This is a genomic window from Mammaliicoccus sp. L-M44, from assembly GCF_022386355.1.
GTDB lineage: Bacteria > Bacillota > Bacilli > Staphylococcales > Staphylococcaceae > Mammaliicoccus > Mammaliicoccus sciuri_A.
This window is the reverse complement of sequence record NZ_JAJNIU010000004.1, coordinates 69,165-92,712: the sequence shown is the minus strand read 5'-3', so window position 1 is coordinate 92,712 and position 23,548 is coordinate 69,165. Positions and strand designations below refer to the sequence as shown.

Genomic DNA, 23,548 nt, shown 5'->3' with positions numbered 1-23,548 from the left:
GAGTTATTGAAAATGAACAAAAAATATGAACCTTTATTTAAATCTTTAAAATTACCGAATGGTGTGGAAGTAAAGAATAGATTTGTGCTTGCGCCATTAACACATGTTTCATCAAATGAAGATGGTACGATTTCTGATATTGAAATTCCATATATAGAAAAACGTTCTCAAGATGTAGGTATTTCTATTACTGCTGCGAGTTATGTTGAACCGCTTGGCCAAGCTTTTCCTGGACAACCTTCTGTTTCTAAAGAAGCGGATCTTGCTGGGCTTAAGAAACAAGCTGAAGTTATGAAGAAAAATGGTGCGAAAGCTTTAATTCAAATCCATCATGGTGGTGCGATGTCATTACCTGGATTAACGCCAACTGGTGAAGCGGCTGCTCCTAGTGAAGTTGAAGTGAAAGGCTTCGGACAACAAGAAACACATGTTGCGAGAGCATTAACTGTAGAAGAAATTGAACATACTATTGAATCTTTCGCTAACGCTACTAAAATAGCAATTGAAGCTGGCTTTGACGGTGTTGAAATTCATGGTGCGAACCATTATTTAATTCATCAATTCTTCTCACCATATTACAACAGAAGAGATGATGAGTGGGGCGAACATATTAAATATCCTTTAGCAGTTGTTGATGCTGTACTTAAAGTTGTACGTGAACATGCAACACCTGACTTTATCGTAGGTTATCGCTTCTCTCCTGAAGAAGTAGAATCTCCAGGTATTTCTATGGAATTAACAGAACAACTTGTTAAGACTTTATCTGAAAAACCACTTGATTACTTACATGTATCATTAATGGATATTCATTCAACAACAAGAGAAGGTCAATATAAAGGTGAAGAACGTATTAAATTATTATTAGAATGGATAAATGGTCGTGTGCCATTAATAGGAATTGGTTCAATCTTTACTGCTGACGATGCATTATCAGCAATTGAAACAGGTGCACCACTTATTGCACTTGGTAGAGAATTGTTACTTGATTACCAATTCGTTTCAAAAATCGAACAAGGAAAAGAAGACGAAATCGTTTCTGTATTCGATCCTGAAAGAGTAGATAAACATGATTTACCAGACCCATTATGGAAACAGTTTGTAGCAGGTTTCTACCCATTACCAAGAACTGATCAAGAAACTTCTCAAACTAAATAATCCATAATTTTATATATATATATATATATAGTTTTGATTAGCTGAGGCATTTGATTGCCTCAGCTTTTTTGTACTCTGAACATATATTTTTGGTGTGTTAAACTTGAAACAATAATTGAAAAATTGAATGAGGTGTACAACGTGAATCAAAATGAGCTAAAGAGAGAAGTTGCTTATGAAGCGGTTAATGATATTCAAGATGGTATGACGATAGGAATTGGTACAGGTTCAACTATGCGTTATGCAATAGAGAAGTTAGGTGAACGTGTTAAAAATGGCCTTCAAATTAAAGGTGTACCAACATCTGAAGATACTGCTGAATTAACGCGTATTCATCAAATTCCGCTTACTGATTTTTCAGAAGTGAGCCATTTAGATTTAGTTATAGATGGTGCTGATGAAGTGGATGAAAATCTTCAATTGATTAAAGGTGGCGGTGGTGCGCTACTACGTGAAAAAATTGTTGCGAATGCAACGGATAATTTTATTGTGATTATAGATGAAACGAAATACGTTAAGACGTTAGGTAAGTTTAAGCTACCAGTAGAAGTTGTGCCTTTTGGATGGGAAATCACAGCACGTGCAATTGAAAGTTTAGGTTGCCAAGCGACATTGCGAATGAAAGATTCAAATGTATATGTGACAGACAACGATCATTACATATTAGATTGTGAGTTTGGAGAGATTCATCATCCAGAACAATTAAATCAAGATTTAATATCTATTATAGGCGTTGTAGAGACTGGATTATTTATTAATATGACGAACAAAGTATTCATGAGTCGTTCTGAAACGCAAAGTGTCGTTATAATCGAGAATTAATAATGAGTTCATAGTAGTTAATAAACAGTTAATGGTTTATTGATGATATAGGGCATAAACTTAACATATCAACTAAAGAGGAGATGTGTTAAATGAACTTAACTAAAACAACATTTGGAGCATTTGCATTAACAACAACTATATTATTAGGTGCATGTGGTAATAATGATATGCATAAAGACGATAAGATGGATACGAAAACTGAAATGAAAGATAAAGACATGAGTAAAGAAAACATGAAAGACATGATAATGTCTGGTATGTTTGAATCTATGAATGGTGAAAAAGTAGAAGGTAAAGCAATGATTAAAGATAGTAAATTAATGTTAACAGATTTCAAATCATCAAAAGGACCTGACTTACATGTTTATTTAACTAAAGATGGCGATGTTAAAAAAGGAATGAAAATTGATAAAGTAGACTACGATAAGGTGGAACAAACATTTGATTTAAAAGACATGGACACATCTAAATATAATGAAGTGACAATTTATTGTGATAAAGCACATGTTGTATTCGGTAGTGCTAAATTAGGGAGTGTAAAATAAACTGTGAAGTAGAGTCGTACGTTCTCTACTTACACAGTTTATTTTACACTCCCAATTCAGAATGATGAATTGGGGGTTTTTGTTTGAATTTATGATGTTACTTCACCTAATAAATGAAGCCATTTCTTAATAATTTCACTTTGTGCATATTTTTGTGATTCCGTCATACAGGTATCTCGGAATGTTTTTTGCAGGTCAGGATTACTTAAATAAGACTTAACGGTTTCATAAAGTTTGTCTTCATCATTTCTAGGAACAAGATAACCATTTTTACCGTTAACAATCAGTTCACTTGGTCCATAAGGGATGTCATAACTGATCGCAGGTAATCCATTAGATAAAGATTCCAGTAATGCCAACGAAAATCCTTCCATATTACTTGTAATCATGCTCGCATGAAAATGATGCATCTCATTAGTAATGTTAGGTATAAATCCACGGAATTTAATATGGTTTTCTAAGTTTAATGAATCCGTTAATTCTTTTAGTTTATTCAATTCGCCACCAAATCCAAATAAATGAAGTTCAATTTGATCGAAATCGTCTTTCAGTTTATTGATGAGTCGAATTTGATGATCAAGTTGTTTCTCAGGTGCATATCGTGCTATAGACATTAATTTCAGAGGACCATGAGGCACAACTGGTGTGAAATTCGCTTCTTTTTGTTGAGCATATCCAACTGGAATATTAAAGACAGGTATTTTCGATTGAATACGTTTCTCTACATCTTTCTTTTGTTGAACAGTAGATACTAAAATGCCAGAAAAACGGTCTAAATGATCAAATACACAGTTATAAATATTTTTAATATCTGAACCTTCAATATCATTGTTGTTTTTCACATGTGTACTGTGTAATACAGAAATAACCGGTACTTTTTTGTCTGTGATTAAAAATGGTGGAGAAGTGATGGCTGTCTTATCGCTAAAGAACAAGTCACCATCTTTGTATAACTGTTCATAGAAGAATGCTATCAGTTCATTTGTATTATCAAATGTATAATCTTTAGCGTTATAATCAAAGAGCATTATTCGTGTGACAACTTCTTTTTCTTGATAAGGATCGAAATAAACTTCAAGCTTTATTTTCCCACTTGGTGTTAAATACGTATCACATACAGGCATTTCTTTCGTACGCATATATCTAACACGACTTAAGAAACCTCTAGAATCGTAATATTCTCGTTTCATTTTGACATTTCTCGTATCAAAATAGTTAACATAGTCTAATAATTTATAGTTTGAATCACGAAAGCTTGCATATATAATTCTTGTACCATTTTGATAAACCCTTAAATCGTTTGTATTAGGAACATATTTAATCTCATAATTAAGGTCATCTTCCCAGAATGCTATCCAGTCTCTAACCGTATTAATTTGAACGTTGATGGATTCTTGGAAGAAATCATACATAGAAAAGACTTGTTTACTTACGCCGAACGTATGGGCATTTTTATGTAAACTTGAATTCCAAGCTAACGTGATAATTTTAGCTTCCAAGTCGAAATCGTTAAATAGTTTTAGTCTATTCATGACAGACTTTTCTATACCTGTTATTTTATGATTGATATTATTCACTATAAAATAGTTCACTTTGAAATCACCTACAAAATAAAATTTTATATACATATAATATACGCCATTTTTTGTGGTAATGTTAGTGTAGTTTGTTAAAAATTTACAAACAGTTCGTTTTAAAAGAAAGTATAAATCGCTATTGTTTCGAAATTTTTGTTATAATAAATGAAATACATTTATTTATAAAAAGAATTTGTTAATTTATTGAAATGAGGATAAATAAATGAGTATGAAACAGATATTCAAAGATAATGAGCCAATTTTTCAAGAACAAACGAAGTATGTGACCTTGAAATCGTGTTTGCTCATTATAATATGCATGGGTGCATATACATCGATTGCGCTAGCAAGCAATTGGTTCATTGTATTAATAGGGTGTGTATTATTTATTCTGTTACTTTATTTAATACATAGATTCCAATTACAACTCATTAAAATTGAAGCTTTAAAGAAAGAAGATATCAAATATACATTGCGTACATTAGGTATAGCACTTATTATGTATTGGACTGTATCGGCAATTATAGGACAACCACAAAATCAAATGGAAGTATATAAAGATTTAAATATATTACCCCTATACATATCTATTATTATATTTGTAATACTAGGACCAATATTTGAAGAACTTATATTTCGAGGTTTCATGCTAAAAGGGATGTTTAAAGGACATCTATTAATAGGATATATCGTATCTAGCGTACTATTTGGATTGTCACATGGACCATCAAGTATAGGTGAGTTTATCATTTACTTTGGATTAGGATTATTATTTGGTGCACTTTATTTAAACACTAATCGATTAGAAGTAGCCATAGTAGCGCATGGATTAAATAATTTAATACATATTCTTATATATTTAGTGTTTTTTAATTAGATATCGTGCGTTTCTCATTTAAACAAAAATAAAGCTGGAGCCATTTGTTGTTAAAGATGTCTCCAGCTTTTTCTATATAATTAAAATTACTGTACAGTTTCGGTCATTTTAGATGTTAAATCTAATATGGATGTTTGATTGAGTGTATCAATAATTTGTTGATCTACTTGTGTGTAAACATCATCTAATGCAGACTGTATATTTTGTCCGACGATACAATCTGGATTTGTGTCTTGATGAATTTTAGCGAAATGCTCTTCATCTTGAATAAGTTTATAAACGTCGCCTAATAAAATTTGGTCTGCTGATTGAGCAAGTCGATAGCCTGATTTACCTTGTTGGCTCTCGATTAAGTTACCATTTCTTAAATATTTACATATTTTTCTTACAAGTGTAGGGTTACTATTAATGCTACCTGCTATAAATTTACTAGATATAGGTTCTTTGTTCACAGATAGTAATGATAATATATGAATTGCTACTGATATTTGTGTATTCACGCTTTTCACCTCTTAGATTCCTTATTTATTATAACTTTGAGAGATGAGAATTGCGATAGTAAATGTGTATTATTTTGATAATACAGAAATTCTTTCTTGGATATGGTTACCTTCAGTTGCTTCATCTACTAATGCAATGGCGTAATCAGCATAGCTTATTTTACTTTCACCTTTATCGTTTAAAGTGAAGACTTCCCCAGCTAAAATGTATTCTCCAGTTCTTTCTCCATCAGCTATGAATTCTGCTGCAGGACTGATAAATGTCCAGCGTACGTCATCTCTTTTACGAAGGTCTACAAGTGCTTTACCTTGAGCTTTTGCAAGTGGTTTAAATACTTCTGGAAAATCAGGTGTATCGAATAGTTGATTTTCTAATTGATCATCAACGTATAAACTACCAGCGCCTCCGATAATGATTAATCGTGTGTTTGTGTTTGATAAAATATCACTTAAATGTTGAATAGAGTCTTGGTGTAAATGAAGTTTGCCTTCTCTAATTTCACCGAAAGCATCTACAACAACATCGAATTGTGTTAAGTCTTCACTTGTTAAATCAAATATATCTTTAATAATAGATTGTGTTGCCACTGTTTTATTTTCGTTACGAACGATGGCTGTTACATCTAAACCTCTGTTAATTGCTTCTTCTGTAATTAATTTACCTGCTTTACCGTTTGCTGCTATAATACCTATTTTCATTTTACATAACCTCTTTCTTGTATTTAATTTAGATACAAGTTGAGCATAATATGTATATCTGGTTTTGTCAAAGATTTTGTGTATAAAAAAACTGCTATGTGGAAATCCACATAGCAGAAGTTTGTTTATTTATATCTTACCACCAGTTGTTAGCTTGACGGAAAGCAATTGCAGCTTCGATTGAACCGTAACGTTCTTTAGCATAATTGATCATGCCTTTAGTTTGTTCAGTAACACTACCTGTACCCCAAGATTCTTTAGTTTGACCAAGACCTCTGTAGCCAAGTTCATTTACGGCATTTGGGTTACCGCTAGATTCAGGCATTACGATGTTATCCCATAATGCTTTTGTACCGCCAGCAGCGATAAACTCTTTATATACTTCACTTGTATTAGATGAATCAGTTGATTCTGTAGTTTGAGTTACTTGAGTCGGTTGAGCGACTTGTGTAGTTGTATAGTTATAGTTTGTATTTTGATTAGAGTAGTTTGTATATTCACTTGCATCTGCTTGAGCGCCAAATCCAGAAGCAATAATTCCTGCTGCAGCTGTTGTTGCAAATAATAATTTCTTCATAAAAAAATATCCTCCATGTGCTATTTAAAGCATTTATAAATTTTGTATCTTTATTACTTCATACACTCTAACATCATTTTTGATATCATAGGTTACAGGAGAATAAAAATAAAATTTCTTTTATGACAGTCAGATTAAAAAGATAATAGGCATATGACAAGTTGTAATTTGAAACGTTTACAGTAACTTTATAGAAATAGAGGTGTATTATTATGGAAAGAATTAAGCTTAAGATGATTAGAAATCATTTAGACAACATACCTGAATATGAATTACCAGAAGGTTATTCGATTAGAATGTTTGAAGAAGGGGACGAACGTCTTTGGGCAGAAGTTGAAACTGCTGCAGAGGAATTTTCAAATATAGACGAAGCATTGCAAAGGTTTCATAAAGAATTTGGCTCTCATATAGAAGAAATGAAATATAGATGTTTATTTATTGAGAATGCATCAGGTGATGTAATAGGGACGACGACAGCATGGTTCGGTCAGTTACCTTTAACGGACTCACATTTGGGTAGAATACATTTCGTAGCCATTAAACCAGAATATCAAGGTAAGAAATTATCAAAGCCATTATTAAGTGCAGCACTTAACAAAATAATTGAGCTTGGTCATAAAGAAGTATATTTAACGACACAAACAACGAGTTATCCAGCAATTAATATGTATTTAAATTATGGTTTCGAACCATATGATCCAGACAACACGGATCAAAAAGGTTGGTTGATGATGGAAGATATATTAAATAGGAGTTAAACGTATAAAAAATGCCCCTATACCATTATTCCCGTGGTATAGGGGCTATTAATATGGATGCATTAATAAGTACTTAAAACTGCATAAGTACTATCTATATAAGGTGTTGTTAAATTGTGTTTTTGGCTAACTTTGTAGATATAACCTTGTATAAATGCTGTTTCTAAAGGTCTTTCACTTATCATGTCGTAATACATACTTGTACCCATATCATCAGGGTATCCTTCATAAATTTTCATTATGCTCTCTTCAAAATCATCATCAAAATAAATACCTTCAGCTTTAGCGACACGATTACCTTCAACTAATAAGTTGTAACAAAGTGAATGTATTTGATTGTGTTTAAGTACACGAGCTGGTTGTCTCGTAAGAGCAGTTACCGTATTAATCCCTAAATTGACAATTAATTTATACCAAACGTGTTGATCATAATCTTCGAGACATTCAATATTAAGTAAACTATCTTCGGTTAAACTTTTAATATCTAATGTTTGCGCGTGAATAGGTAATCTTAAAGTCCAATCTCTAAAGTGCGTGACGACGTTGTCTTCTTTTTGTCCGCTTATATATACGACAGCATGAAATTTGTGCGGGTGATCAATTTTTTCTAACTGTCCATAGCCATTTTGAGCTAAAATAATAACGCTATTAGCATGTAGGATATGATGAAGATACGGGATGATTGCGTCGAGTTGCGTTGCTTTGACAGCAATAAATAAGATATCTACTTTTTCATGTGCATCTTCTAAAGATTGAACGGGAAATGAATGTTGCACATCTTGATTGTATTCTTGGAAATAGACTGTAGCATTTGATCTTCCAAACAGCGTAACATCAAGGTTTGATTGCGTTAAAGCAAATGTAATGGCTGTACCCACAGCGCCAGGACCGATTATTCCAAACTTTTTCATTTATTATTTTCCTTTCAATGTTAATATATACATAATAACAAATATAAGAAGGTGGTACGGGATGAAAACCATTAAACAATTGTTGTCCATGAAAGAACAAAAAGAAAAAATATCCATGATTACAGCATACGATTATCCAAGTGCTAAACAAGCAGAAGCAGCAGGAATAGACACTATTTTAGTAGGCGATTCTTTAGGAATGGTTGTGTTGGGCTACGATAGTACAGTCGAAGTGACAATGGAAGATATGATACATCATGCGAAAGCTGTTAGAAGAGGTGCACCAGAAAGTTACGTAATCGTTGATGTACCTTTTGGAGCAGTAGGTATCGACCATACAACGGATATGAAAAATGCGATTCAATTGTATAAAGATACTAAAGCAAACGCTGTGAAAATCGAAGGTGTGCATACGACATTGATCCAAGGTTGTACTCAAATTGGTGTGCCAGTCGTATCTCATTTAGGCTTAACACCTCAAAGTGTCGGCATTACAGGTTATAAATTACAAGCAAGTTCAAAAAGAGAAGCTGAACAATTGATAGAAGATGCGAAAGCAGTTGAACAGGCAGGGGCAGTGATGCTCGTATTAGAAGCGATTCCAAGTGATTTAGCTGAAGTGATTACGGAACAACTGACAATTCCAGTTATCGGTATAGGCGCAGGAAAAGGTACAGATGGTCAAGTACTGGTATATCATGATTTATTAAATTACGGTTCAGAACATATTGCTAAATTTGTGAAACAATATGGTGATTTTTCAAATGGTGTAGATGCACTAAAAGCATATCATGAAGAAGTTAAAAGTGGTGCATTCCCTTCAGAAGCACACACATATAAGAAGAAAGTGATGGGGGAGACAGAGTAGTGACGCAAGTAGTAGAACGTATTAAAGATATGAATTCAATCGTATCTCAATTTAAATCTCAAGGTAAAACAATAGGGCTCGTACCAACGATGGGTGCATTGCACGATGGTCATTTAAAAATGATAAAACAATCAATAGAAGAAAATGATATTACTGCAGTGAGTATTTTTGTGAATCCATTACAATTCGGACCTAATGAAGATTTTGATGATTACCCAAGACCATTTGAATCTGATTTAGAGAAGCTTAAACAAATTGGTGTAGATTATGTATTTCATCCAACAGTTGAAGAAATGTATCCAGGAGAACTAGAGATGACGATTACTGTAGGTCGTTTAGCACAAGTGCTAGAAGGTAAGAAAAGACCAGGTCACTTTGATGGTGTTGTAACAGTTGTTAATAAGTTGTTTAATATTATTCAACCAACACGCGCTTACTTTGGTAGAAAAGACGCACAACAACTCGCTATAATAGAAAAAATGGTAGAAGACTTTAATCACTCAGTTCAAATCGTACCAATAGATATTGTGCGAGAAGCAGATGGGCTAGCAAAAAGTTCAAGAAATATCTATTTAACAGATGAAGAAAGAAAAGAAGCTGTACACTTATCTAAAAGTTTAGCATTAGCTAAGAAGAAATATGACGAAGGTGAGAGAAATAGCGACGTCTTAATACAAGCCATCACGCAATATTTAGAAAGTAACGTGAGCGGAGATATAGTAGAAGTTGCAATTTACAGTTATCCAGAATTAGAAGAACAACATACAATAGAAGGACAAATCTTTATTTCACTAGCCGTTAAATTTAGCCAAGCAAGATTAATAGATAATATTATCATATAGGAAAGTAATGAAGCCGATTGTGCAGGGGCACAATCGGCTTTTTTGTATTTTGATGGGGCGCTAACGATCAAGAGTGAGAAACAAGATCGTTAGAAATTCTAACGTCCAAGAAACAGAAACAAGATCGTTAGCGCACCACATCAACACTCACTCACACTCACACACAAAAAACCGTGAGACACTTTACTGCCTCACGCTTCATCCAAGACTTCTATCTTCTTACTTATACTTCTTTCAATGATGCTTCTGCACTCAATGCTCTTGCTTTGTCATCTTTAATTGTGACACCTTGTGCTTCTAAGTGAGCGATTGTTTCTGCAAATTGTGGTAAGTATGCTTTATGAGCAATAAGTAATTCATTCATCACTTGTTTCGCAGATTCTCCACTTTGAATTAATGGATTGATAATAAATGCTTGTAATAGTAATCCGTAATCTCCTGTAACGGCTGCTTCTTCTACACATAATTCCATATTCTTCATTACTTGTAACCATCCGCGTTCTGCTGGATGTAACGAACCGAATGAGATTGGTTGTGCACCTGTCGCGTTGATATATGCTGACACTTCTACCACATCATCAGGTGCTAAATCTGGTACTGCACCTTTATTAACAGTAGATACTACGACATGTGTATTTTTATTTGAAGCAATAGATGCAATTGACTCACATGCGACATCTGAATAATGTGTACCACCACGTTGACTTAATTGCTCTGGTTTATGATCGAGATGTTCATCTTTATAGAGTTCAAATAATTCTTTTTCCGTTTGTCTAACTTGTTCAGCACGCGTACCGATTTCTGGATCATTGTATTCTTTAAGTGCATGTTCAAGCATTTCTTCTGCACGGTAGTAATATCTATGGTAACCACATGGAATGAGCTGCATTTGTTGTAATTGCTCTTCGAAAAATGGCACATCAAAGATATTAGAAGGTAACGATGATGCATCTTCAACTAATTGTTTATTTAATTGATCAGTCACGTCATGACCATTTGCGTCTTTAACTCTATGCCAATGGAAATGGTTTAACCCTGCAAAGTGATGCGTAAGTTCTCCTTCACCAACATTCAACATTTCCGGCTCATTAATCAAACTATTCACAGGTACATTACATAGACCAAGTACTTTTTCCCATTTGCCGTATCGTACGATAGCATCTGTAACCATACCACTTGGATTTGTAAAATTAATTAACCATGCATTTGGACAAAGTTCTTTCATATCTTCGACAATATCTAATAAGACAGGAATCGTTCTTAACGCTTTAAAAATACCACCCGGACCATTCGTTTCTTGACCTAAGAAACCATGTGATAAAGGAATACGTTCATCTTTGATTCTAGCATCTAATAAACCTACTCTAAATTGTGTCGTAACGAAATCGGCATCTTTTAAAGCTTCACGTCTATCTAATGATAAATTTACTGTGACATCATATGGAGAAGCATCCCACATTCTTTGTGCCATTTTGCCGACAGTTTCTAATTTTTCTTTGCCTTCAGGAATGTCCACCAACCAAATTTCACTTAAAGGTAAAGATTCATAACGCTTAATAAAACCTTCCATCAATTCAGGCGTATAACTGCTGCCACCACCGATAGTTACAATTTTTATCCCTTTTTCCATTATAATGACCTCCTAATATTTTCTTTCTTATACACGTTAAGTATAAAATAGAAGTAATCATTAAAAAGGCAAATCGGGCATTATCAAATGGCATTTACAAATTTCTTAAAAATAAACGGGATTTTTGTAATGACTTTTTACAAAAGGAGATATCAATATGCTTTTAACAGAAAGAATGAAAGAAGATATATTTTCACAAGCAGAACAAAGTATTATTCAATATTTGTTTGAAGAAAGAGAGAAGATTAAGTCTAAGACGTTAAATCAAATTTCTAAAGAAACATATACACATCCTTCTACTGGTATCCGCATAGCTAAAAAGTTAGGATTCGACGGCTGGTTAGAGTTGAAAGATCATTATTTAGAAGCAGTAGAATACTTAAACCGACATTATGAATCAATAGATGCAAACTTCCCATTTGATGCATCAGATAATAACATGTCCATTAGCCATAAATTAGCGAGACTCAATCAAACAACGATAGACGATACTGTGCATTTAATCGATCATCAAGAATTGGATAAAGCAGTCACGTATTTAAAAGAAGCGGAAACCATTAAAATATTTGGACTGTATCATAATTTGATGATATGCGAAGACTTTGAAATGAGAATGAATCAAATTGGCAAGACCGTTAAACTCTGTGCACTCGAACCCCATTTTGAAATTGAAAAGTCATCGAAACATACATGTGCCATCTTTATTTCATATAGTGGTGAAAATCAAAGCATCATGAAATTATTACCGATGTTAAAGAAAAAGCATATTCCAATTATCGGACTCACAAGTATTGGTGAAAATACAGTAACCAAATACGCAGACAGTACATTGCGTATCTCAACAAGGGAAAAGTTATATTCCAAAATCAGCAACTTCACAACACGAGATTCTATCAGTTTCTTAATGGATATCTTGTATGCTTGCGTGTATGGAACAGATTATGACAAACATACAGATTATAAAATCAATATCGCTAAAAATTTCGATAACCGCGTGACGCATAATAAGATGATACAGGAGAATAAGTGATTGACGATAATATTGAATAATATGGGATTAAAAAGCGTCATTATTTATGTCATTACTCGCGAATTATGAAAATGTAATTTATAATGTGTAATGATGTAATAAAAAGTGACGATTAATATAGATAGTTTAAAAAGCTTGTTAGTGAGGGAACTTAAAATGGATAACAATAAAATAAAAAAAGCAATTATACCTGCAGCAGGATTAGGAACAAGATTCTTACCTGCGACTAAAGCAATGCCTAAAGAAATGTTACCAATATTAGATAAACCGACGATTCAATATATCGTGGAAGAAGCAGCACGTGCTGGCATAGAAGATATTATTATTGTGACGGGAAAACATAAACGTGCGATTGAAGATCATTTCGATATTCAAAAAGAACTTGAAACAACATTATATGAAAAAGGCAAACTAGAATTGCTCGATAGAGTTCAATATTCAACAGAATTAGCGAATATCTTCTACGTAAGACAGAAAGAACAAAAGGGATTAGGACATGCGATCTACACAGCGAAACAATTTATCGGAAACGAACCATTTGCCGTGCTTTTAGGTGATGACATTGTTGAATCAGATAATCCAGCTATTAAACAATTAATGGAACAATATGAAGCGACAGGTAAATCTGTAATTGGCGTGCAAACAGTGCCAGAAACAGAAACACATCGTTACGGTATTATTGAACTTAAATCACAAGACGAACGCTTATACGAAGTAAATCGATTTGTTGAGAAACCAGAACAAGGTACTGCACCATCAAACCTAGCAATTATGGGTAGATATGTATTATCTCCAAAAATATTTGATTATTTAGAAACACAAACAGAAGGAAGCGGTGGAGAGATTCAATTAACAGATGCCATCGAACGTTTAAATAAAGATGATAAAGTTTACGCGTATGATTTTGAAGGTCAACGTTATGACGTCGGAGAGAAAATAGGATTTGTGAAGACGACAATAGAATATGCTTTGAAAGATGAAGAAATGCGTGACGAAATTATACGTTATCTGCAATCATTAGATATTTAGTAAAGGAGCTAGAACTTTGAGAGCACAATGGGAACAAAGAATATCTGAAAGTTTAGTTGAACAGTTTCATAATGTTCAAACAGAAGAAGAAATTGAAGCGGGATTTACGGATGTATTATCATTTGGAACAGCAGGTATAAGAAGTACATTCGGAATCGGGCCAGGTCGATTAAATAAATTCACGATTCAAAAGTTTGCGTTAGGACTAGCTAAATATTTAAGAAACATAACGAATGAACCTAAAGTGGTGATTCATTTTGATACACGACACTTATCTCAAGAATTTGCGAATGAAATCGCAAAAGTACTCGGTACAAATGGTATTGAAGTTATCTTGCCAAAAACATTTAAATCGACACCAGAACTGTCATTCGCAGTGAGATACTTAAAAACAACAGCAGGTATTATGATTACAGCAAGTCATAATCCTAAGAACTATAATGGTATTAAAGTATACGGTCCAGACGGTGGACAGTTATTAACAGAGCCTTCATTAGAACTGAGTCGTTATATTGATACGGTGGAAGACCCATTAAATATACAAACTGATGACTTGGAAACATTGCAGGAACGTGGATTGATTCTGCCATTTAAAGAAGAAACAACTAAAGCATATAAAGAAGCGGTTAAGAAACTTGTCGGTTCATTTGAAACATCGCAAACAAAAACAGTGTTAACAAGCTTACACGGAACAAGTTTGCCTCTATTGTCAGATATACTCGAAGATTTGTCGTATACAAACTATGTAATTGAAGAAGCACAATCAAAGCCGAATGGAGACTTTCCAACAGTTAATATTGCGAATCCAGAAGCGGAAGATACATTTGACTTAGGTAAACAACTCGTAGCAACAGAAGATGCACAACTTGTACTAGCGACAGATCCAGATGCAGATAGAATAGGAATTGTTGAAAGATATCAAGACGGATCCACAAGATATTTCAATGGTAATGAAATAGGGTTATTGTTGATGAAACTGAGATATCAACAATTATCAGATGACCAACATAAATACATCATTAAATCTGTTGTAACAAGTGCACTAAGTGAGAAACTAGCTAAATCAATAGATATTGGCGTCATTAACGTGTTGACAGGTTTCAAATATATATCAGAGCAATTAAAGAATTTAGAAGATAACGCATCGCAACTAGTCTTAGCATATGAAGAAAGCCATGGCTATTTAGTAGACGATTTCTCAAGAGATAAAGACGCCATACAAACAGCAGTATTATTGATTAAATATAAAGAACAACTGGCACAAGAAAACAAGACATTCAAAGACGTATTAGATAATATTTATCAAGAACTTGGTCATTATAAAGACAAGACCCTCTCACCAACATTTGACGGTGCAGAAGGACGAGAGAAAATTAAACAAATTATGAATGACTTTAAACAGTTAGAAACAATCGATATAGAGAACTTAACACCGTTGTTTATAGAAAACTATATTACGAAAGAATCACTTAATGTTAAAACAGGTAAGACCCAAACCATTCACTTACCACAAACAGATCTCATTAAGTTCATATTTGAAGAAGGATTTATAGCAGTCCGACCATCAGGCACAGAACCTAAAATGAAACTGTACTTCTCATTAGACGTTGAGAATTTAGATGATGTAATTGATGAGTTCGAAAGAAAATTTCATTTGATATAAGGACAAAAAATAAAAAGCAACCTTTCAAGAAAACGAAAGGTTGCTTTTTTGTGTGCGATTAAAAATGAATAAAAAGAAATAGTGTCTGTCATAATAGTTTTAAATTAATTTAAAGGAGTGATAAATTTTATTTATTGATTACTTAATTTTACAAGATAATCTGCAACTGTGTCAGGTTGTATATTATTGTGTTTATATGAAGCATTCATTTTATGGATGTAGGTATTATTAAACAAATTATTAAAGTCCTCATTACTAATAACTTCTTGGGATTTTTTCCATAATTCGAAAGTAGGTGCAGAATTCATTTTCGGAGCATTTTTCCACTGTTCCTTGAATTCCGTATCTATTTGACTAAGAAAATACCAATAAGTGTGAAAATGAAAATATTCAATGAATGATTCATGATTTTCTAACCACAAATTTATTGCGGCTAACATTAAAGATATTGAATAATTATTTTTTTCTTTACTATAAATTAACCAGTTAGATATTTGATAATTGCCAATTGCTCTTTGTGTCCATACTTTAGCTGCTGAACTATTGATTATATTAATAGTTTCTCTCAGTTGTTCAGTAGGAAAAGCAGTCGCATCAATCCATAATCCACCGTGTTCTTGAAGTATACTTAATCTTAGCCAATCACTCCAATGAGCAACTGAATTTGATTTTAAAATATCAAGATTTTTTGGAAATTTAGTTGTTTCCGAATTTAAGTGTTTTAAATAGTTATTGTCATCGAGAAAAACTATATTACAATCAAAAAATATCTTTTCTACTTGTTTTTTTACTGACCGAATCATAATAGGTGGGTTATCCCATCCAGTATTCCAATATAAAAAGACATTTTTTTTATTAGTTAATTCCGGTCTAGTTTTGATAGTTTCTTTAAGATAACGCAAATTATCACATAAGAATACTAAAGTGTTATATTTAATAAATGCTGTATTATGATGTACTTTTAATAAGTCTTGAACATCAATTAGTTCCAAATACGAATCGTTTAAACCGTTTATTATATGATCAGTAACGCCAGATGAAGTTCCTCTTGCACCACCACGCCAAGCTAATTCTAATTCTAACATCCATTGTGCAGTAACCGTGTTAATCATTATTTATTTCCTTTCTTTTAATAATATACTTAATTTTATTACAAGTTATTATAAAAAACCAGTTTTATTGTGTTATATAATATGAAACGCAATCTAAAATCGTATATTTTTATTTAAAATGATAAAAAAATATAAGCAATAATGTAGCAATTGTTCTTGGGTTGATTGAATTTTTAAAATCTTATTCATAAAGATAATTTTGAATTTTTTCTAAATAAGTGTGTTTTAATGAATTAATATTCTCTAGATGTAGTTATTATATTTAGTTAGAATGCTTTTTATAATATGAATTAATTTGTACATTGACTATAAAAATATCATTGGTTTACAAAATATAAGTGCAGTTTTATATTTTGAGTAAAGTGAAATTAAATTTTATGTGATTGTAATTATAAAAATAAATAATAAGTAATAAATTGACTAATGTGTATTTAGATTTTGTGATTTTAAATAAAATACTTTTTATTTTTAGTATTGATGATATAATATAATTAAGTAAAATGACTTATTTTCCCTAATTTTTAGTAAATGTGTAAAATATTTAGTCAAATATATGTGTTAATTCAGCATTATAGACACAAAGTATATATATAATATAGTGGAATTTTCGATTAATAATTAAAATTGAATTACTAAAAATACTAATAGATTATATAAGTGTGATTAAGAAAAGGAGATTACTATGGCTAATATAAAAAAAGCAATTATACCTGCAGCAGGTTTAGGTACACGATTTTTACCTGCTACTAAAGCAATGCCTAAAGAAATGTTGCCAATATTAGATAAACCAACAATACAATATATTGTCGAAGAGGCAGCGCGTGCTGGTATTGAAGACATAATTATTGTGACAGGGAAACATAAAAGGGCGATAGAAGATCATTTTGATATTCAAAAGGAATTAGAAACAACCTTGTCTGAAAAAGGTAAATCAGGATTATTAAAAAAAGTACAATACTCTACAGATTTAGCAAATATCTTTTATGTGAGACAGAAAGAACAAAAGGGATTAGGGCATGCGATTTACACAGCGAAACAATTCATCGGAAATGAACCATTTGCTGTACTTTTAGGTGATGATATTGTTGAATCAGATAATCCAGCTATTAAACAATTAATGGAACAATATGAAGCGACAGGTAAATCTGTAATTGGCGTGCAAACAGTGCCAGAAACAGAAACACATCGTTACGGTATTATTGAACCTAAATCACAAGACGAACACTTATACGAAGTAAATCGATTTGTTGAGAAACCAGAACAAGGTACTGCGCCATCTAACCTTGCTATTATGGGAAGATATGTGTTGTCACCAAGAATTTTTGATTACCTTAAAAATCAAAATGAAGGTAGTGGAGGAGAAATTCAGTTGACAGACGCTATAGAACGTTTAAATAAAGATGACAAAGTTTATGCATATGACTTTGAAGGGCAACGCTATGATGTTGGTGAAAAAATCGGGTTTGTGAAGACAACAATAGAATATGCATTAAAAGATAAAGAAATGCGTGAAGAAATTAAACAATATATACAATCATTAGATATTTAGGCAAAGGGGTTAGAACTTTGAAAGAACAATGGGAAAAAAGAATTTCTGAAAGTTTAGTAGAACCATTCTACAATGTTCAAACAGAACAAGAAATTAAGGATGGATTTACAGACCTATTATCTTTTGGAACAGCTGGGATAAGAAGCACATTTGGTATCGGACCAGGTCGGTTAAATAAATTTACAATTCAAAAGTTTTCATTAGGGTTAGCTAAATACTTAAACAAAATAACAGAAAAATCTAAAGTAGTCATACATTTTGACACGAGACACTTATCTAAAGAATTTGCGCTTGAAATAGCTAGAGTTTTAGGTACAAATGGTATCGAAGTTATCTTGCCAGAAACATATAAATCGACACCAGAACTGTCATTCGCAGTAAGATACTTAAAAACAACAGCAGGTATTATGATTACTGCAAGTCATAATCCTAAAAATTATAATGGTATTAAAGTGTACGGTCCAGAAGGTGGGCAATTGTTAACTGAACCATCATTAGAATTAAGTCGTTATATAGATTCAGTAAATGATCCATTAAACATACAATCCGATGACTTTGAATCGTTAAAAGAACATAAAATGATCTTGCCATTTAATGAGAAGGTAACGAAAGCCTATAAAGAAGCAGTGAAGAACCTAGTAGGATTATTTGAAACAAATCAGACAAAGACAATACTCACTAGCTTGCACGGAACAAGTCTTCCAATATTATCAGATGTACTGGATGATTTATCATATACTAACTACCTCATAGAAGAAGCACAATCAACTCCAAACGGTGACTTTCCAACAGTTCGTATCGCGAATCCTGAAGAAGAAGATACTTTTAATTTAGGCAAACAATTAGCAGATAAAGAACATGCAGATTTATTAATCGCAACAGACCCAGATGCAGATAGAATCGGTATTGTTGAACGTTATAAAGATGGTGCAACAAGATATTTTAATGGTAATGAAATAGGTTTATTACTTTTGAAAATGAGAAATAATCAATTAGTAGATACTAAAAACAAATACATCATCAAATCTGTTGTAACAGGTGCATTAAGTGAAAAACTAGCCAAATCATTAGATATTGGTGTCATTAACGTGTTAACAGGTTTCAAATATATATCAGAGCAATTAAAGAATTTAGAAGATAACGCATCCCAACTAGTATTAGCATATGAAGAAAGCCATGGCTATTTAGTTGACGACTTCTCAAGAGATAAAGATGCGATACAAACAGCAGCACTATTGATTAAATATAAAGAACAACTGACACAAGAAAACAAGACGTTCAAAGATGTATTAGATAATATATATCAAGAACTCGGTCATTATAAAGATAAGACCCTCTCACCAACATTTGACGGTGCAGAAGGACGAGAGAAGATTAAACAAATTATGAATGACTTTAAACAGTTAGAAACAATCGATATAGAGAATTTAACACCATTGTTTATAGAAAATTATATTACGAAAGAATCACTTAATGTAAAAACAGGTAAGATCCAAACCATTCAATTACCACAAACAGATCTCATTAAGTTCATATTCGAAGAAGGATTCATAGCAGTCAGACCATCAGGCACAGAACCTAAAATGAAACTGTACTTCTCATTAGATGTTGAGATTTTAGAGGATGTAATTGAGAGATTTGAAGAAAGGTTTAATATGAAATAGATATATAATGAAAAGCAACCTTTCAAATAAGTAAAAGGTTGCTTTTTGCACTATTAAATTTAGTAAAAGTAGAACATTAATATATATACTAGTAATATAGTTAAATTGTTTAGTGTAATAGATTTAATTATGGTGAAATGTAAAATTAAAATTAAAAATGTAAAAATCAAATTTACAAATGTAATAATTTGTAGTTTAATAATGATAATGTTCACATAGGGGAGAGATAGATCATTGAAAAATATATTTCTTGTAACAACTATTTTTTGTCTAACTGTACTGTCTGCAATTCTAATGATGACAACTGATGATACGAAAGGTAGTAAAGATACAAAACAGGAAAAAATAGAACAAGCAGCTAAAAAAAAAGAGAAAACTCAAAAGAATCAAAAAAAAGAGTTTGAAATAAAGACACAAGAAGATTTAGCTAAGATTATATACAGTAAGCAGGACGAGCAAACGAAGATGAATGCCTATAACGAAGCAGTCAAAAACGGGATATTACCAAGGAGTAATAATTATCAAGAATCAGTATATGCATATGAAGAATCAGTTTGGTTAAAAAACAATTAAAAATACTAAATTTGGTAGAAATAAGTACTATTGTTAGTTATAATAAATTGATTGAATGATATACATTAAAAACGTGGAGAACAAATATATGAGAAATAAAAAGGTTTGGATTTTTAACGCAACAAATGAATTTATTGGAAACCCAAAATGGTTATTTATATATATTAATAAATATAGGGAAGATATAGAAGCTTATTGGATGTGTGACAATGAACGGGTTGTTAATAATATTAAACAATTGGGGTATAATGCAGAGTTATATTCTTCAAAAAAAGCAGAAAAGATAAAAAAGATTGCTGGTGTTTTTGTTGTACATCAAGTTAAAGAGCATATTCCTAATAAATTTAAAGACGAAGTGATTATATTAAATTTATGGCATGGAGTAGGATTAAAACCTATTGAGCGATTTGTTGAATCACCAGGTATAAAATATAGAACTTATAAAAAATATATAAAATACAATGATGTATTTCGTAATAATCAATTGTTTTTAGTCACTTCTGAATTTATGAAAAATCACTTTTCAAAGATGATTAAATTAGATAGTGATCAAATAATTAAAAGTGGATATCCATCAGTAATGTATGATAAAAAAAGGTTTAATAGTGAAAATAGAAGTATTCTTATAGAAAAAAGAAAAAACGAGGATACGAAAATTGCATTATATGCTCCAACTTTCCGTGATTATTCTATGGAAGGTTTTTTTGGAGAGGCGATTCCTGACTTCTCATTATTATTAGAGAAGTTACAAAAAAATAATATACTCTTGATAATTAAAATGCATTATCTTGTTAAAGAGGATGTACAGTATTTAAATATTAAAAATAAATATCAGTGCAATCCAAATATTATTTTTTGGGATGAAGAAAAAGATATATATGAATTATTTGAAGATATTGACATTGGTATAGTTGATTATTCTTCTATTTATTACGATTTATTAGCTTCGGGTGTTACAAAATTCATTAGATATATTTATGATTATGAAAAATACATTTCCAATCGTAATCTTATTGAAAATTACGATGAAAACACATCAGGTATTATATCAAATGATTTCAATGAATTACTAGATGCTTTGGATAATATAAGGTGTTATGAAGAAGATTATGATAATTTAAAACATCTAAAAGAAAAGTTCTGGGGTTATGACAAAGGTAGTTTTGAAGAAATTATAAGTAAGACTCTGGATTTCAAAATAAAAGATAAAGGTTTAAATACTTTATATAGTTTTGATGTTTTTGACACAATTCTTCAAAGAAAAACATTAAAACCAGAAGGTATTTTTTACTATGTCAAAGATAAATTATTAAGAGAAGATACTCAAGTACCCTTCTATGTCATTCAAAACTATCCTAGAGTTCGTATACAAGCTGAGAAGTATGTTAGAGATTATTATAAAAAATCTCAGTTTATAAGGGAAGATAATAGATTAGAAATATATTTTGAAGACATTTTTAAGAGAATACAAGATATATATAGTTTGAGTAATAAAGATACTAATTTATTAATGGAATTAGAGATTCAAGCAGAACTGTCAAATGTTGAGGCGAGAAAAGAAGGGTTAGATGAATTAATTAAACTAGTTAATAGCGGTGAAAAAGTTATTTTAATAAGTGACATGTACCTACCAAAGCATGTTATTAAGAAAATGTTAACTAGAGTTAGTCCTATCCTTGAAGATTTATCGCTTTACTTATCTAGTGAAATTGGCAACCAAAAGTCTACTAGCTTGCTATACTTAGATATTTTTGAAGACTTGGAATATGATTACAAAGATTGGATACATTATGGAGATAATAGACATGCAGATGTAAATGTACCTCAAAAATTAAATATAAAAACGAATGAACAAAAGCTGTTGTCTTATAATAAATATGAAAACCAACTTATAAATCGTAATAAAAATTATGATACTTATTTACTTGCTACATTACTTGCAAGATTTAGAAATGAAGTTGCATCTGACCGAGATTATTACGTTTTTAGTTATATAAGTAGTTATTTTGTACCTTATGTTCATTGGTGTATAAAAAAAGCCATAAATAAAAAAATAGAAACTTTATATTTCATATCTAGAGATGGTGAATTACTTAAAAAAATAGCAGATGAAATAATTAGTCATCAAAATTATGATATTAAAACTAAATATATATACGGTTCTAGAAAGGCATGGAGAATACCGTCATTTATTAATAAAATAGATGAAGAATTTTATTCACCTTTTGGAAATTTTGCTGGTTTAACAAACTACAAAAGTATGTTAGAAGCATTGTACCTTACAGAGAATGAGTTTGCCGATATTTTTCCAGATCTGATGTTTTTAAAACATAATGAAAAATTTGATTATAAAACAAAAGAACTTATTAGATTAACAGCAAAGCGAAATCAAAAATACAACGAATATTTATTATCAAAAGCTGCGAATGATAGAAAAATAGTTAACAAATATCTGATTCAAGAAATTGATTTTAATGAAAAATTTGCATTTATAGAATACTGGGGTAGAGGTTATACACAAGATTGTTTACATCGACTGTTATCTAATATTACTAAAGATAATGTTAGTACAATTTTCTTTTATGCTAGAAGTATATATCAGTCGACTGGTAATATAATTAGATATAATTACACTTCAAAAATGACTTCTTTGATATTTATAGAATCAATATTTGCTAATATCCCATATAAAACTATTAGTAATTATAAATATAAGGGTGAAACTATAATTCCTAATATCGAATATAAACCAAATGATAGGAAATTATATGAGTCTATGGACAACTGGTTACCTAAATTCATAGAGAAATTTTACGAATTAAATTTTATTGACCAAGATGAAATTGAGAGAAACTTTTATGATTTTGGAGTAGATTATTTTAGAAATAAACCAGATGATGAACTTATTATTAAATATTTTGCACCCCTTAAAGACTCTGTAATTCTATTTGAACCAGAAGTAGAATATGCACCCCCAATTACTTATAAAATGGCTTCCAAAAAACTAATTGGAAAAAAGGTACCATTAAAAACAAAAAATAAGATTATGTCTATTAAGCGATCACCAAAAGGTGTTCAAGCAGCATATAATATTTACAATAAATTAATAAAGAAAAATAAAGTTATTAAAAAAGTATATAGAAAAATAAAAAAATAAAGGTTGA

At 31.4% G+C, this 23,548-nt stretch carries 21 protein-coding genes; 14 read left to right on the top strand and 7 right to left on the bottom strand.

The window, feature by feature from the left end; all coding sequences use genetic code 11:
- Nucleotides 1-12 precede the first annotated feature (12 nt).
- The 3 genes from LQ611_RS03365 to LQ611_RS03355 all read left to right on the top strand — a co-directional run bounded on the left by LQ611_RS03365 (nt 13) and on the right by LQ611_RS03355 (nt 2,525).
- Nucleotides 13-1,155 carry an NADH-dependent flavin oxidoreductase gene (locus LQ611_RS03365; RefSeq protein ID WP_025906356.1) on the top strand — a complete coding sequence of 381 codons (1,143 nt, stop codon included), beginning with the start codon at nt 13-15 and terminating at the stop codon, nt 1,153-1,155.
- Nucleotides 1,156-1,296: 141 nt separating this feature from the next.
- Nucleotides 1,297-1,977 (top strand): ribose-5-phosphate isomerase RpiA, encoded by a 681-nt coding sequence (gene rpiA, locus LQ611_RS03360; RefSeq protein WP_107565430.1) that lies wholly within the window; start codon nt 1,297-1,299, stop codon nt 1,975-1,977.
- 92 nt (nt 1,978-2,069) lie between these two features.
- Entirely contained in the window at nt 2,070-2,525 is a 456-nt protein-coding gene (locus LQ611_RS03355) for a DM13 domain-containing protein (protein WP_119475256.1), read from the top strand.
- Between the two features lie 89 nt (nt 2,526-2,614).
- Here the strand turns inward: LQ611_RS03355 and LQ611_RS03350 are convergent, their stop codons facing one another.
- Nucleotides 2,615-4,117, bottom strand: coding sequence for a glycosyltransferase (locus LQ611_RS03350; protein WP_107565432.1), 1,503 nt, complete (start codon nt 4,115-4,117; stop codon nt 2,615-2,617).
- Nucleotides 4,118-4,325: 208 nt separating this feature from the next.
- Here LQ611_RS03350 and LQ611_RS03345 point away from each other — a divergent pair, with 208 nt between their 5' ends.
- Nucleotides 4,326-4,979, top strand: a complete 654-nt coding sequence (locus LQ611_RS03345) for a CPBP family intramembrane glutamic endopeptidase (protein ID WP_025906350.1) — start codon at nt 4,326-4,328, stop codon at nt 4,977-4,979.
- Between the two features lie 86 nt (nt 4,980-5,065).
- On the opposite strand, the gene LQ611_RS03340 is transcribed toward LQ611_RS03345, so the two are convergent.
- The 3 genes from LQ611_RS03340 to LQ611_RS03330 all read right to left on the bottom strand — a co-directional run bounded on the left by LQ611_RS03340 (nt 5,066) and on the right by LQ611_RS03330 (nt 6,755).
- On the bottom strand, nt 5,066-5,479 hold the full coding sequence (locus LQ611_RS03340; protein WP_025906348.1) for an Rrf2 family transcriptional regulator: 414 nt from the start codon (nt 5,477-5,479) through the stop codon (nt 5,066-5,068).
- Between the two features lie 69 nt (nt 5,480-5,548).
- Complete coding sequence (locus LQ611_RS03335; RefSeq protein WP_025906346.1) at nt 5,549-6,178, bottom strand: NAD(P)-dependent oxidoreductase; 630 nt, start codon at nt 6,176-6,178, stop codon at nt 5,549-5,551.
- 136 nt (nt 6,179-6,314) lie between these two features.
- Nucleotides 6,315-6,755, bottom strand: coding sequence for an aggregation-promoting factor C-terminal-like domain-containing protein (locus LQ611_RS03330; RefSeq protein ID WP_025905747.1), 441 nt, complete (start codon nt 6,753-6,755; stop codon nt 6,315-6,317).
- Nucleotides 6,756-6,967: 212 nt separating this feature from the next.
- Between LQ611_RS03330 and LQ611_RS03325 the strand changes: the two genes are divergently transcribed.
- Nucleotides 6,968-7,513 (top strand): GNAT family N-acetyltransferase, encoded by a 546-nt coding sequence (locus tag LQ611_RS03325; RefSeq protein WP_025905749.1) that lies wholly within the window; start codon nt 6,968-6,970, stop codon nt 7,511-7,513.
- Nucleotides 7,514-7,575: 62 nt separating this feature from the next.
- Here LQ611_RS03325 and LQ611_RS03320 read toward each other — a convergent pair whose 3' ends face one another.
- Nucleotides 7,576-8,424, bottom strand: a complete 849-nt coding sequence (locus LQ611_RS03320; protein WP_239709339.1) for an oxidoreductase — start codon at nt 8,422-8,424, stop codon at nt 7,576-7,578.
- A 61-nt stretch (nt 8,425-8,485) separates the two neighbouring features.
- Here LQ611_RS03320 and panB point away from each other — a divergent pair, with 61 nt between their 5' ends.
- Entirely contained in the window at nt 8,486-9,292 is an 807-nt protein-coding gene (panB, locus tag LQ611_RS03315) for a 3-methyl-2-oxobutanoate hydroxymethyltransferase (RefSeq protein WP_065380910.1), read from the top strand.
- Complete coding sequence (panC, locus tag LQ611_RS03310; protein WP_107565433.1) at nt 9,292-10,134, top strand: pantoate--beta-alanine ligase; 843 nt, start codon at nt 9,292-9,294, stop codon at nt 10,132-10,134. Before panB ends, panC begins: the two co-directional genes overlap by 1 nt.
- Nucleotides 10,135-10,357: 223 nt before the next feature.
- Here panC and LQ611_RS03305 read toward each other — a convergent pair whose 3' ends face one another.
- Nucleotides 10,358-11,764, bottom strand: a complete 1,407-nt coding sequence (locus tag LQ611_RS03305; RefSeq protein WP_204186308.1) for a 6-phospho-beta-glucosidase — start codon at nt 11,762-11,764, stop codon at nt 10,358-10,360.
- Nucleotides 11,765-11,921: 157 nt separating this feature from the next.
- On the opposite strand from LQ611_RS03305, the gene LQ611_RS03300 reads away from it, so the two are divergent.
- From LQ611_RS03300 to LQ611_RS03290, 3 genes are all read left to right on the top strand, one after another.
- Nucleotides 11,922-12,794, top strand: a complete 873-nt coding sequence (locus LQ611_RS03300) for a MurR/RpiR family transcriptional regulator (RefSeq protein WP_239709338.1) — start codon at nt 11,922-11,924, stop codon at nt 12,792-12,794.
- Nucleotides 12,795-12,950: 156 nt separating this feature from the next.
- Entirely contained in the window at nt 12,951-13,823 is an 873-nt protein-coding gene (gene galU / locus LQ611_RS03295) for a UTP--glucose-1-phosphate uridylyltransferase GalU (RefSeq protein ID WP_239709336.1), read from the top strand.
- A 16-nt stretch (nt 13,824-13,839) separates the two neighbouring features.
- Nucleotides 13,840-15,486, top strand: coding sequence for a phospho-sugar mutase (locus LQ611_RS03290; protein WP_204180977.1), 1,647 nt, complete (start codon nt 13,840-13,842; stop codon nt 15,484-15,486).
- Nucleotides 15,487-15,617: 131 nt separating this feature from the next.
- Here the strand turns inward: LQ611_RS03290 and LQ611_RS03285 are convergent, their stop codons facing one another.
- Entirely contained in the window at nt 15,618-16,598 is a 981-nt protein-coding gene (locus tag LQ611_RS03285; RefSeq protein ID WP_204180978.1) for a capsular polysaccharide synthesis protein, read from the bottom strand.
- Nucleotides 16,599-17,280: 682 nt separating this feature from the next.
- Here LQ611_RS03285 and galU (LQ611_RS03280) point away from each other — a divergent pair.
- The 4 genes from galU (LQ611_RS03280) (at nt 17,281) to LQ611_RS03265 (ending at nt 23,541) form a co-directional block, all read left to right on the top strand.
- Nucleotides 17,281-18,147 carry a UTP--glucose-1-phosphate uridylyltransferase GalU gene (gene galU / locus LQ611_RS03280; protein WP_204180979.1) on the top strand — a complete coding sequence of 289 codons (867 nt, stop codon included), beginning with the start codon at nt 17,281-17,283 and terminating at the stop codon, nt 18,145-18,147.
- 17 nt (nt 18,148-18,164) lie between these two features.
- Nucleotides 18,165-19,811: a phospho-sugar mutase gene (locus LQ611_RS03275; protein WP_204180980.1), complete on the top strand. Its 1,647-nt coding sequence runs from the start codon at nt 18,165-18,167 to the stop codon at nt 19,809-19,811.
- A 234-nt stretch (nt 19,812-20,045) separates the two neighbouring features.
- Nucleotides 20,046-20,384: a hypothetical protein gene (locus LQ611_RS03270; protein ID WP_204180981.1), complete on the top strand. Its 339-nt coding sequence runs from the start codon at nt 20,046-20,048 to the stop codon at nt 20,382-20,384.
- Nucleotides 20,385-20,472: 88 nt separating this feature from the next.
- The gene (locus LQ611_RS03265) at nt 20,473-23,541 is read left to right on the top strand and encodes a CDP-glycerol glycerophosphotransferase family protein (RefSeq protein WP_204180982.1); all 3,069 of its coding nucleotides are present in this window, start codon (nt 20,473-20,475) and stop codon (nt 23,539-23,541) included.
- The last annotated feature ends 7 nt before the right edge of the window (nt 23,542-23,548 follow it).